At 68.9% G+C, this 11,808-nt stretch carries 11 protein-coding genes; 2 read left to right on the top strand and 9 right to left on the bottom strand.

Going from position 1 to position 11,808, the window contains the following annotated elements; all coding sequences use genetic code 11:
- Window positions 1-6: 6 nt before the first annotated feature.
- The 9 genes from ABD841_RS06985 to ABD841_RS06945 form a co-directional block, all read right to left on the bottom strand.
- Complete coding sequence (locus ABD841_RS06985) at window positions 7-804, bottom strand: fumarylacetoacetate hydrolase family protein (RefSeq protein ID WP_344969011.1); 798 nt, start codon at window positions 802-804, stop codon at window positions 7-9.
- Between the two features lie 35 nt (window positions 805-839).
- Entirely contained in the window at window positions 840-1,121 is a 282-nt protein-coding gene (locus ABD841_RS06980) for a Dabb family protein (RefSeq protein WP_344969010.1), read from the bottom strand.
- 63 nt (window positions 1,122-1,184) lie between these two features.
- Entirely contained in the window at window positions 1,185-1,850 is a 666-nt protein-coding gene (locus tag ABD841_RS06975) for a helix-turn-helix transcriptional regulator (protein ID WP_344969008.1), read from the bottom strand.
- The gene (locus ABD841_RS06970; protein WP_344969007.1) at window positions 1,847-2,869 is read right to left on the bottom strand and encodes an ABC transporter substrate-binding protein; all 1,023 of its coding nucleotides are present in this window, start codon (window positions 2,867-2,869) and stop codon (window positions 1,847-1,849) included. Before ABD841_RS06970 ends, ABD841_RS06975 begins: the two co-directional genes overlap by 4 nt.
- Window positions 2,870-2,939: 70 nt before the next feature.
- Complete coding sequence (locus ABD841_RS06965) at window positions 2,940-3,791, bottom strand: ABC transporter permease (RefSeq protein ID WP_344969005.1); 852 nt, start codon at window positions 3,789-3,791, stop codon at window positions 2,940-2,942.
- A gap of 4 nt (window positions 3,792-3,795) precedes the next feature.
- On the bottom strand, window positions 3,796-4,599 hold the full coding sequence (locus ABD841_RS06960) for an ABC transporter ATP-binding protein (RefSeq protein WP_344969003.1): 804 nt from the start codon (window positions 4,597-4,599) through the stop codon (window positions 3,796-3,798).
- Between the two features lie 144 nt (window positions 4,600-4,743).
- Entirely contained in the window at window positions 4,744-5,607 is an 864-nt protein-coding gene (locus tag ABD841_RS06955; protein ID WP_344969001.1) for a PhzF family phenazine biosynthesis protein, read from the bottom strand.
- A 20-nt stretch (window positions 5,608-5,627) separates the two neighbouring features.
- On the bottom strand, window positions 5,628-7,952 hold the full coding sequence (locus tag ABD841_RS06950; protein ID WP_344969000.1) for a transketolase-like TK C-terminal-containing protein: 2,325 nt from the start codon (window positions 7,950-7,952) through the stop codon (window positions 5,628-5,630).
- Window positions 7,953-8,428: 476 nt separating this feature from the next.
- Window positions 8,429-8,935, bottom strand: coding sequence for a GNAT family N-acetyltransferase (locus ABD841_RS06945; protein WP_344968999.1), 507 nt, complete (start codon window positions 8,933-8,935; stop codon window positions 8,429-8,431).
- 206 nt (window positions 8,936-9,141) lie between these two features.
- On the opposite strand from ABD841_RS06945, the gene ABD841_RS06940 reads away from it, so the two are divergent.
- Entirely contained in the window at window positions 9,142-10,359 is a 1,218-nt protein-coding gene (locus ABD841_RS06940) for an FAD-dependent oxidoreductase (protein WP_344968997.1), read from the top strand.
- 65 nt (window positions 10,360-10,424) lie between these two features.
- The gene (locus tag ABD841_RS06935; RefSeq protein ID WP_344968996.1) at window positions 10,425-11,756 is read left to right on the top strand and encodes a class II 3-deoxy-7-phosphoheptulonate synthase; all 1,332 of its coding nucleotides are present in this window, start codon (window positions 10,425-10,427) and stop codon (window positions 11,754-11,756) included.
- The last annotated feature ends 52 nt before the right edge of the window (window positions 11,757-11,808 follow it).

Genomic DNA, 11,808 nt, shown 5'->3' with positions numbered 1-11,808 from the left:
CAATGATCACAAGACGGTCCTCCGTGCCTCGTGCGGTGCGGTCACGGTGTTCACCAGGGTTCCGATTCCCTCGATCGTGACCTCTACGGTGTCGCCCGGGGACGCCGCGGCGAGTCCAGCGGGGGAGCCCATGAGGATGACGTCCCCGGGTTCGAAGGTGACGTACGAGCTGGCGTACGAGATGATCTGCGGGATCTTCCATGTCAGTTCGGCCATCGAACCGCTCTGACGCTTCTCTCCGTTGACGGCGAGCGTGATGGACGCCGCGTCCGGATCGCCCAGTCCAGTGGTGATCCAGGGGCCGAGCGGGCAGAACGTGTCCGAACTCTTGGCGCGGAACCACTGGCTGTCGGAGGTGAGCCAGTCACGGACCCCCACATCGTTCGCGCAGGTGAAGCCGAGAACGTGGCTCATCGCCTCGTGTTCCGCGACACGGCGCGCTCTCCGCCCCATCACCACGGCGAGCTCACCCGCGACGTCGAGCACGTCGGCGCCGGGCGGGCATTCGATGGAGGAGTTCGGCCCGGTGACGGAACCGGGGGACTTGAGGAAGATCATGGGCTGGCGGGAGGCGGGCCTGTCGAGCGCGGCCCGGGTCAAGCCGTGGTTGAGCCCGACACACGCGATCGTGCTCGGCCGGACCGGGGCCATGATCTCGATCGACGCGGTCGGTTCGGACGCCTCGCCCGGTGTCCCCATCGGATGGGGGCCACCGGCGAGTTCGTGGACCCGTTCGCCGTCGGCCGACAGCACACCCCAGCGAGGCCGGCCGTCGCTCCGGCGGTAACGCACAACGCGGGACATCTGTTGTTCCTTGCTCCGGATGGCGTCCGCGGGACCTAGTAATCCACCGACACCGTGGATTGGCAGTACCGATCGACTTCCCGGGCGACCGACCGGTGCTCGGGGTGCGCCCGGTAGTCCGCCAGGTCCTCAAGGCTGTCGAAGGTCGCGATGAGGCACAGGTCGTAAGCCCGTGCCGAGGGGAGGATGTTGCTCCCCACGGACAGGCTGCGTATCTGCGGAACCCGCCCGTGCAGCGAGCTCAGCATTTTCTGCGACGTATCGATTTTCCCGGCGCACTCGTCCCGGAATTTGAAAAGCACGACGTGTGTGATCACGAGAGGTGGTCTCCAGGTTCGTTGAATCTTCGGCGGACGTCACCGGCGGGCCCGTGCGTCCGGTCAGCGGGCGCCCCGGACCTGGTCGACGTACCGGTACACCGTCGCCTCCGAGATCCCGAAGCACTCCGCGACCATGGGGACGGCTCCCTTGATGAGGAACGCTCCTTTGCTCTCCAGGAAGTCGATGGCCCGAAGGCGTTCCTCGCGGCTGAGCTTCTTGGGGTTCCGGCCGAACTCCTTGACGGTGTTCTGCACGAGCACCTGAAGCATGTTGAGAACCTCGGCCTCCCCGAGGGGCGGCGTCATACCGCCGCCGGCCTCTTTTTCGAGATCGACGATGCCGAGGAAGGAGTCCAGCGCGCCGGCCAGCATCTTCACTTTGCTGACGTCGTAGTTGATGCAGACGGCGGCGAGCGGGTCGCCGTTCTCGTCACGGATGAGGCAGGAGGTGGATTTCAGTACTCTCCCGTCCTCGAGATGGGTCGCGTAGTTCGCGAGGACGTCCTTGTCGCCGATGTTCGGAAGCACCTTGTAGATCAGGTCCCTGATCGGGTGCCCGAGCTGGCGTCCGCTGACGTTCCCGTTGACGAGATGTATGAGTGAGTGGGTGGGATTGCGTAGATCGTGGACGGCGATCTCGCAGTCCCTGCCGAACATGGCGCCGATACCCTCGGCGATGACCTTCGCGGTCTCGAAAACGATCTCTACACGCTGCTGGCCGGTCATAGGTATCGGTCCTCGAATAGTTGTTCGTCTGCGGAAACGGAGGCGGGAAGCAGACCGTTGGTGGACAGGAGTTTCCTCGTCGCCTCCACGGCCTGCGCGTCCCAGCGGTCGCCCTCGGAGACGGCGGCCTGGAGTTTCCTGGCGGCGCTCGTCAGCACGTCCGGCGGGAACTTCGGGAAATCCTTCCGGAGGACATCGGCGACCTGCTCCGGGCTGCTGCTCCTGATGAAGTCCGACGCCTGGGTGAGAGCGGCCACCATGGCCCGGACGGTGTCGCCGTCCCCGTCCAGGGCGCTCGGCATGACCCAGAGTCCTTCCATCATGAACTTCTGCAGGTTCGGATCCTGGCCGGCGCTGTGGTCGATCAACGTCACGCCGCTGCCTCTGGCCACCGCGGTCTCCCCGAAGGGGACCGAGATGTAGATGACGTCGACCTGGTCGTTCTCCAGAGCCGCGAGGACCGAGGCACCGGCGCCGAGACCGACGAGCTCCGCGCCCTTGTCGGGGTCGATTCCGGCGTTCTTCAGGTTGTAACGGGCCACCTGCCAGGTGAGAGCCCCGGGCGCGGTGACGCCGATCTTCAGTCCCTCGAGAGCCGCGACTCTCTGGTCGAAGCTGCTCTTCTCGGTTATGCCGAGGCGCTTGGCGGTCTTCGCGGACATCGTCGCGTTGACCAGGCACCTGTCGAACAGCGCCGCCACGGCGACCAGACGACGGTTCTGCGTGAACGAGGTGAGCACCTGAGCGCCGTCGTTGATGGTGAACCCCGCGCTGCCGGCGAGCACCGCCTGGACATCGGGCCCGCCGCCGTCGGTGACGATGGTCTCGACCGAAAGCCCCTGCCGGTCGTAGTAGCCCTTCGACCTCGCGACGTAGTTCTGCGCGTAGGCCAGCGAGTCGACCGCCTGCGTCAGCTTGACGCTCCGGGCCGCCCCGCTCCCCCCGGCCGGGCCTCCGCAGGCCACGAGCACCGGGCCGGCGAACGCCATGCCGCCGAGTGCGGTCAGCCCCTTGAGCATGTCACGCCGGCCGATCGATCCCGATCGCCGAAACCCGAGACCGGACATTGTTTCCTCCCACCGGGTGGAGTCAGATTCCCTTGGCCTGGCGATTGTCTTTTACGTCGTTGGGCTGCCAGAAAAGGACCCGCCGCGCGATTCGTTCGAGTACCACGTTGAGCAGCACGGCGACCAGCATCAGAATCAGGATGCCGGCCATGGTGCCCGCCGTGTCATACGTGTTGGACGAGAGTTTGATCTGGTAGCCGAGCCCCGAGCTCGAGGCTATGAACTCACCGATCACCGCCCCGATGAGGGCGTACGGAAGTGCGAGCTTGATTCCGAGTATGATCAGCGGCATCGCGCCCGGGAGTGTGACCTTGCGGAATATCTGAGCCTCGCTCGAGCCCATTACACGGGCCACCCGAATATAGTCGCGATTCACGCTCCTCAGTCCCTGGAGCGTGTTGTAGAAGACGATGAAGAAGACGAGCGTGATGACCAGGATGACCTTGGACAGCAACCCGATGCCGAACCAGACGACGAAGAGCGGGGCGAGCGCGACCCGGGGAGTCGCGTTGAGCGCCACGAGAAACGGGTCGAGGACGTCGGCGACACGCGGCGCACGGGTGAGGGACAGGCCCGCCACCAGGGCGCCGACGGCTCCGATGGCGAAGCCCAGGAACGTCTCCACCATGGTGACCGACAGGTTGTGCCAGAGTTCCCCACCCTGGACGGAGCCGGCCACGGACTGCCAGATGGCCGCCGGCGTGGGCAGGTACAGCGGATCGACGAAACGGCCCAGGAACAGCTGCCAGACGGCGAGGACCGCCACCAGGAGAATCAGCCGGAGGACGGCGACCGGCAGGTGACGCGGCCTTCTCCGGGGAGGTTCGGCGACGCGCCGCGGACTGCGCCGGCTGGATTCGTTGACCACCGTCATGACGTCACCTTCCCGCCGGGCCGTGGCCGGCGAGGGTGACTTCCTCGCGCAGCGCCTCCAGCAGCTCGCTGAGGAGTTCCTGGAACCGCGGCACCTCGTGGATGCGGTTCAGGTCCCGGGGCCGCTCCAGCCCCACCGTCCGGACCACCTTGATCCGCCCCGGCCGTGCCGTCATCACCACGACCCGGTCACCGAGCGCGATGGCCTCCTGCAGGTCATGGGTGATGAAGACGACGGTCTTGCGTTCCTCGGCGCACAGGCGCTGCAGCTGGTCCTGGAGAACGAGCCGCGTCTGGGCGTCCAGGGCGCCGAACGGCTCGTCCATGAGCACGATGTCGGGATCGTAGACCAGCGCGCGTACGATGTTCCCGCGCTGCCGCATACCGCCCGAGAGTTCGGAGGGCAGGTGGTTCTCGAAGCCCTTGAGACCGACCCTTTCCAGCAGGCTCACAGCGCGTTCACGGCGGACGTCCTTGCTCACTCCGCGGATTTCGAGAGGATACTCGACGTTGCCGAGAAGGGTCCGCCAGGGGAACAGCGTGTCCGACTGGGTGACGTATCCGATCTCGACGTCCGAGTTGTCGGCGTTTACGCCCCGGAAGCTGAGCGTGCCCCGGGAGGGTCTCTCCAACCGGGCGAGAATATTGAGGAGTGTGGACTTACCGCAGCCGCTGGGGCCGACAATGGTGAGGACTTCGCCGTCCCGTAAATCCAGGGTGAACCCCCGGAGGGCTTCCACATTCGTACCGCGGCCCGCGTATATCTGGTCGACGTCGGCGAGTTCGATGATCGGCGTATCGTTTATCATGCTGCTCGCTCCTGGTTGGGCTTCGAGCTTGCCGTGTCGGCATGAGCGGTTCTCTGGATCTCCGGTGACGGAGACGATCGCGGATTGTCCGGTTGAGAATGTGCTGCGGTGGTGAAGGCGCGGATTCCTCGCGGGAATACCACGTCATCGCATCGGCACCGCGGTTCCGGTGACGGAGATTCCGCTCGCGCGGTCTGCCGGGATGAGAAGCCGAAGGGCGCTCGGCCGGCCCATGTCCTCGCCCTGCAGGATGTCGACCTCCGTGGGAACGGCCACCAGACCCAGTTCCCGCAGGTAACCGCCGAAGGCCGCAGCGGCGGCACCGGTCGCCGGATCCTCTACGACACCGCCGGGCGGGAACGGGTTACGCGAGTGGTAACTGCGCTCGTCCTCCTTCCAGACGAGCTGGAGCGTGGTCCAGCCGCGGGCCGCCATCAGCGCGCCCAGCCGATCGAAGTCGTAGTGAAGTTCGCCGAGACGCTCACGGGTGCGGGCGGCGAGCACGAGATGGTCGTTCCCCGCGTTCGCGATCCTGGGGGGCAGCGCGGCGTCCAGGTCGTCCGGGGTCCACCTCAGCGCGGCCAGCGCCTCATGAAGATCCTCTTCGGTGACGTCCCGGACGCTCGGGGGCACGCTGACGAGGGTCGCGGTGAAGCCGTCCCCGGTCTGCCGCGTTTCGACCGGAACCGTGCCGACCCTGGTCTGCAGGACCAGACGGCCGGCACCGTGCCGGTCCGCGTACGCCACGGCAAGGGCGACGGTGGCGTGCCCGCAGAAGCCGACCTCCGCGAGCGGGGAGAAGTAGCGCACGGCATGCGGCCCTCCCGGGGTCGCCGGCGCGAACAGGAACGCGGTCTCGGAGAAGCCCACGTCGGCTGCGATCTTCTGCATCACCTCGTCACCGAGACCGTCGGCGGACAGTACGACCCCCGCCGGGTTGCCGCCCTCCGGGTCACGGGTGAACGCGGCATAGCGCAGGATCTCCGTCTGCGTGTTCAGGTCGGGCATCGTTGCTCCAAGGGTGCGAGTCAGCACTGAACAAGGTTCAGCGCGGCGGAAACAATGCTGTTGCTGTCGATTCCGAAATGCCGGTACAGATCTCGGACATCACCGGACTGTCCGAAGTCATCGACTCCAAGGGTGGAGATCGGCGCTCCCCGGACGGCTCCGAGCCAGTCGAGCGTGTGGGGGTGTCCGTCGATGACCGCGACGATGGGCCGGACGGCACCGCGGGGAAACAACTCGTCGAGCACCCGCGGATCGCCGTCGTCCGACAGTCCTCTGGCGGCCCGCCACGCGCGGTAAACGAGGTCGGGACTGGTGAGGCACACGACGTCGGCGGCGATCCCCCGGCCGCTCAGGTCCTCGGCGGCCGCGATGACCTCGGGCATGACCGCGCCCACTCCGACCAGCGTCACCGCCCGGCCCTCCGCGCCGGGCAGCGCGCGCAGGAGGTACCCGCCGGAGAGCACCGCCTTACGCCGCGCCTCCCTGGCCTCCGGCGTCCCGGGCACCAGGGCCGAGGACTGGTCCACCGGCCGTGTGCTCAGCCGGAGGTAGGCGCTCTCGCCTCCCCTCCGGCCGATGCGGTTCAGCGCGTGCAGCAGAATCCACTCGAGATCCTGGGAGAAAGCCGGCTCCCACGTGACGCACCCCGGCTGTTCCAGGCCGATCGACGGGGTGGTGATCGACTGATGGGCGCCGCCCTCGGGAGCGAGGGTGACCCCCGACGGGGTGCCCACCAGGATGAACTGGCCTCCGCCGTAGATGGCGAACGACCAGGGTTCGAGCGCGCGGGCGACGAAGGGGTCGTAGATCGTTCCGATCGGGAGCAGCGTTTCCCCGTACCGCGACCACGTCGCGCCGAGTTCCCCGAGGAGGCCCACGAGGTTGACCTCGGCGATGCCCAGCGGGATGTGCCGGCCGGACGGCTTCTCGTCCCACCGCAGCACCGCGTCGGGATCGTCGGAGAACCAGTTCCTGCGATCTCCGGTGGACCACACTCCGACCTTGTTGATCCAGCCGCCCAGGTTCGTCGACGACGCCACGTCCGGTGAGACGGTCACCACGCGGCGCGCGACGTCGGGGGCGCTCCGGCCGAGGTCGAGAAGGAGGCGGCCGAGGGTCTGCTGCGTCGTCCGCAGGCCCCGGTGCCCGTTGCTCACCTCCGCGGGAGCTTGGGGCGGGAGGGTCTCGGGTGTCTCCGCCCTCGTCAGCCTCCGGCCCGTCGCCTCGCACAGGGCGGCTTCCGGCGAGTTCTCCGGGAAGCGCCGCCAGGGGTCGCCCGGATCCGCTCCGAGCTCCCGTGCGAGCTGCTCGTACTGGGCCGTGGTGATGAGCGCCGAGTGGTTCTGCGGATGCCCCTGGCCGGGCAGGCGCCGGCCCTTCACCGTGTAGGCGAAGACGACCGAGGGACGATCCGGCACGAGGTCGGCGCCGCGGTAGGCGCTGGTCAGCGCCCGCATGTCATGACCGCCCAGGTTCCGGACCGCCGCGTGAAGCGTCTCGTCGTCGAGCCCCCTCACCAGGCCGGCGATCGCCGGTGCACCCGGACCTCCGCCGGGGAGCCGTTCGCGAAGCTGCTCCGGGGGCAGCCGCAGGAGCCGCTGGTATTCCTCGTTGGCCATGGCGTCAAGGCGGCGTCGCAGGTCCTGACCTCCCGGCAGGCGGAAGATCTCCTGGAGCAGGGTGCCGTACTTCAGGACCTGGACATGCCAGCCGGCGCCCCGGAACATCGCGATCCGCCGGTCCGCCTCGATATCGGGGATGACCCGGTCCAGCGACTGCCGGTTCAGGTCGACGACCCAGAGCACGTTGCCCAGGCGCCCCACGAGGGGGTCCGCCACCGCTTCCCAGCACGCGCCCTCGTCGAGCTCGGCGTCGCCGAGCAGGGCGATGTGCCGGCGGCCGGTGGACACCGGGAAGTGATCGCCGATGTACCGGTTGCTGAGCGACGACCACACCGCGGCCGTGGCGCCGATCCCGACGGAACCGGTGGAGAAGTCCACCCGGTCCGGGTCCTTGCGGCGGCTGGGATAGCTCTGCAACCCGCCGTAGGCGCGAAGTTCGGTGAGGTATCCCGCGTCCAGGTACCCCAGCAGGTAGTTGATGGCGTGCAGTACGGGCGCGGCGTGCGGCTTGACGGAGACGAGATCCTCAGCCTCCAGGTGCGTGAACCACAGGGACGTCATGATCGACGTCATCGAGGCACTCGATGTCTGGTGACCTCCGACCTTTACCCCGGAGTGATTGGGGCGCACCCGGTTGGCGTGGTGAACGATGGCCGTGGCGAGCCACAGGACTCTGTCCTCTACCCGGAGCAGCGCGGCGTTGTCGAGGGGGGAAGTGATCATTGCGGTCATGGCAGCCCCGCGGGAGTGGTGGTGCTCGAGCGATGTGCTCGTTGCGAGAAAAATATCAGCAGCAATGAAAGTTTATCAATACACAATCAGTTACTACTATAAGTATTTATTTAACTGCAATTCGTGACGAGGCTAAGGCGAGGGCGCCCGGAAGGACGCCGGTCACGCGTGGCCGCGTCACGGAATCCCCCAGCCCTCTCGCGGAGCCGAGCGGAGCCGAAGAGGCGCGAAGCGACTCACCCGCCGCACGGAAACATCGGATCACTGATCAGCGGGCCTGCGACAAACACACCACGCGGCACACCACCTGCGGCCGTGACCCTCGCGTCGGCGTGACGACTCGAAGGGGCCGACCACGGACACGCCCTTCCTCTCGAGGTCCTTGCCGTTCCCGGTGAAAGGCACCGGCCGGTCCGCGGTGGCCGACGGGGCGCGCCCGGTCCCGCGGACGGCGGCCGGGCGGGGTGTCAGCGGGGCGCGGCGAGGCGGAGCATCTCCGCCTCCAGGCCGAAGAAGCGGTCGGTCCGGCCGAGCGGGGTCATGCCCAGCCTGCGGCAGACGGCCAGTGACGCCTCGTTGTCCGGCTTGACCAGCGCGAACACCTCCGGGATCCCGGCGGCGAAGCCGCGTTCCACGGCGCCCCGGGCCGCCTCGGTGGCGTAGCCGTTACCCCAGGAGTCGGGGTGCAGGTGCCAGCCGACCTCGATCTCGCCGTCTCCCCCGGGAATCGGGCGGAACAGCACGGTCCCGGCGGCGACGCCGGTCTCCCGCACCTCCACGGCCCAGGACCCGAAGCGCGCGTCGCCCTCGTGCAGGGCCCGCCACCGCTCCACCGCCGAGGCCGCCTCGAAGGCGAAGGGAGGCAGCCGGCGGGTGACCTCTTCGCGGGTGTAGATGTCGGTCAGCCGGTCGAGGTCGGTCCGGTCGCCGGTCCACCGGCGGACGACCAGCCGCTCTGTCTCGTAGACGGTCATGGTCCCACTGTCCCGCAAGCGGGCCGCGGGGCGCGTCCACCCGGCGGGGGACGACCGGTCCCGGGTGCCGGTCAGGGGCCTGGCACGCCCGCGGGTTCGCGTTCCGTCCGCGCACCCGCCATCCGGCACCGCTTGGCGGGCGGATCACCGCGGAACCGGTTTTCTTCCGGCGAGTCCCGTGCCATAATTTCATCAGGTGATGAATTATGACTCAGAACACATGCGTGATCGCCGGGGGCGGCCCGGCGGGGGCCATGCTGGCGCTACTGCTGGCCAGGGCCGGCGTCCAGGTGACGCTGCTGGAGAAACACGCCGACTTCCTCCGTGACTTCAGGGGCGACACCATCCACCCCTCGACCCTCCAGGTCCTCGACGAGCTGGGCCTGGCAGAGGAGTTCCATCGGCTGCCACACCGCAAGGCGTACGGGCTGACGGTCGAGACCGACGACGCCAGGACGCCGGTCGCCGACCTGTCGCGGATCCCGGGCAAGTACCGGTACATAGCCTTCGTCCCGCAGTGGGACTTCCTCACCCTGCTGACGACCGCCGCCGGACGCTACCCGAACTTCCGCCTCGTCATGGAGGCCGAGGTGCACGACGTGATCCGCGAGGGCGGCGCGGTGCGCGGGGTCCGCTACCGCGACGCCTCGGGCGAGCACGAACTGCGCGCCGCGCTCACCGTGGCCGCCGACGGCCGCCGCTCCGACGTGCGCCGGGCCGCCGGGCTCGTCCCGGTCGAGCACGGGGCCCCAATGGACGTGGTCTGGTTCCGGCTGCCGCGCGGGTCCGCCGACCCGGACGGGACGTTCCTCCGGATCTCCGCGGGCCACATCATGCTGTCGATCAACCGCGAGAGCTACTGGCAGCTCGCGTACGTGATCCCCAAGGGCGGGTTCGACGCCCTCCGCGCCCAGGGCATCGAGGCGCTGCGCGAGCCGGTCGCCCGGCTGCTCCCGCACCTCGCGGACCGGGCGGGGCTGATAGGCGGTTTCGAGGACGTCAGCGTGCTCTCGGTCGCGCTCAACCGGCTGCGCCGCTGGCACCGCCCGGGGCTGCTGGTCATCGGCGACGCCGCGCACGCCATGTCCCCGATCTTCGGCGTCGGCATCAACCTGGCCGTGCAGGACGCGGTCGCCGCCGCCAACCTGCTGGCCGGCCCGCTGGCGGCCGGGGCGGAGATCCCCGAGTCGCTGCTCGCACGGGTCCAGCGCCGGCGCACCCCGCCCACGGTGGTCACCCAGTTCGCCCAGCGCGCGGTGCAGAACCTGCTGGTCCGCCCGGCCCTGTCCGCGGGCTCCCGCCCGGCGCGGGTGCCGCCCGACCTCACCCGGATCCCCGTGCTCCGCGGCCTGACCGGGCGTTTCATCGGCCTGGGCGTCCTGCCCGAGCACGTCAGGAGCCCGATCGGGGCCCACCCGGGATAAAGACGTTCTCACTCCGTGGACATCGGGGTCGGTTAGCGGGGCCGGTTGCAATAGCCTGGTATGTCGTGAGCATCAACCTCGATTCCTGGCGGGAGCTGCCCGCGGCGCAGCAGCCCGAGTGGCCCGACCGCGGCGAGCTGGACAAGGTCGTCACCGAGCTGAAGGGGCTGCCGCCCCTGGTGTTCGCCGGAGAGTGCGACAACCTCAAGGCGGACCTGGCGGCGGTGGCCCGCGGCGAGGCGTTCGTCCTGCAGGGCGGCGACTGCGCGGAGACCTTCGCCGGCGCCACCGCGGCCGACGTCCGCAACAAGCTCAAGACACTGCTCCAGATGGCGATCGTGCTCACCTACGCGGCCAAGGTCCCCGTGGTGAAGATCGGCCGGATGGCCGGGCAGTTCGCCAAGCCGCGCTCGAAGAACACCGAGATCCGCGAGGGCGTCGAGCTCCCGGCCTACCGGGGCGACATGGTCAACGGCTTCGACTTCACCTCCGGCGCCCGCGTTCCCGACCCGGGCCGGTTGCTGCGCGCGTACCACTCCTCCGCGGTGACGCTCAACCTGATCCGTGCCTTCACCAAGGGCGGCTACGCCGACCTGCGCCAGGTGCACGCCTGGAACCAGGACTTCGTGATGGAGTCGCCGGCCGGCAAGCGCTACGAGCAGCTGGCCCGCGAGATCGACCAGGCGCTGGCCTTCATGCGGGCCTGCGGGGCCGACCCCGAGGAGTTCCACACCGTGGAGTTCTACTCCTCGCACGAGGCGCTGATCCTCGACTACGACCACGCGCTCACCCGCATCGACTCGCGAACCGGCCGCCCGTACGACGTGTCGGCGCACATGGTCTGGATCGGCGAGCGCACCCGCCAGCTCGACGGCGCGCACGTGGAGTTCTTCTCCCGCATCCAGAACCCGATCGGCGTCAAGCTCGGCCCGACGACCACCGCCGAGGACGCCCTCGCGCTGGTCCACAAGCTCAACCCGGAGAACGAGGCCGGGCGTCTGACGTTCATCACCCGGATGGGCGCCGGCAAGATCCGCGAGCACCTGCCCGAGCTGGTGGAGAAGGTGACCGCGAGCGGCGCCCAGGTGGCCTGGATCTGCGACCCGATGCACGGCAACACCTTCGAGGCGCCCAGCGGCCACAAGACCCGCCGCCTGGACGACATCCTGAACGAGGTGGCGGGCTTCTTCGAGGTGCACCGCGCGCTCGGCACCCACCCGGGCGGCGTGCACATCGAGTTCACCGGCGACGACGTCACCGAGTGCGTGGGCGGCGGGGCCGAGATCGTCGAGGACGACCTCGCCCTGCGTTACGAGACCGCGTGCGACCCGCGCCTGAACCGCAGCCAGTCGCTGGACCTGGCCTTCCGGGTCGCCGAGCTCTACCGCTCCGTCTGACCGGCCGTCTCCCGGCCCCGGCCCGCCGCCTCGGGCGGGCCGGGGCCGGGCG

The sequence above is a fragment of the Streptosporangium fragile genome, from assembly GCF_039534445.1.
Taxonomy (GTDB): Bacteria; Actinomycetota; Actinomycetes; order Streptosporangiales; family Streptosporangiaceae; genus Streptosporangium; species Streptosporangium fragile.
The sequence above is the reverse complement of the archived record's forward strand: the minus strand, read 5'-3'. Positions and strand labels throughout refer to the sequence as shown.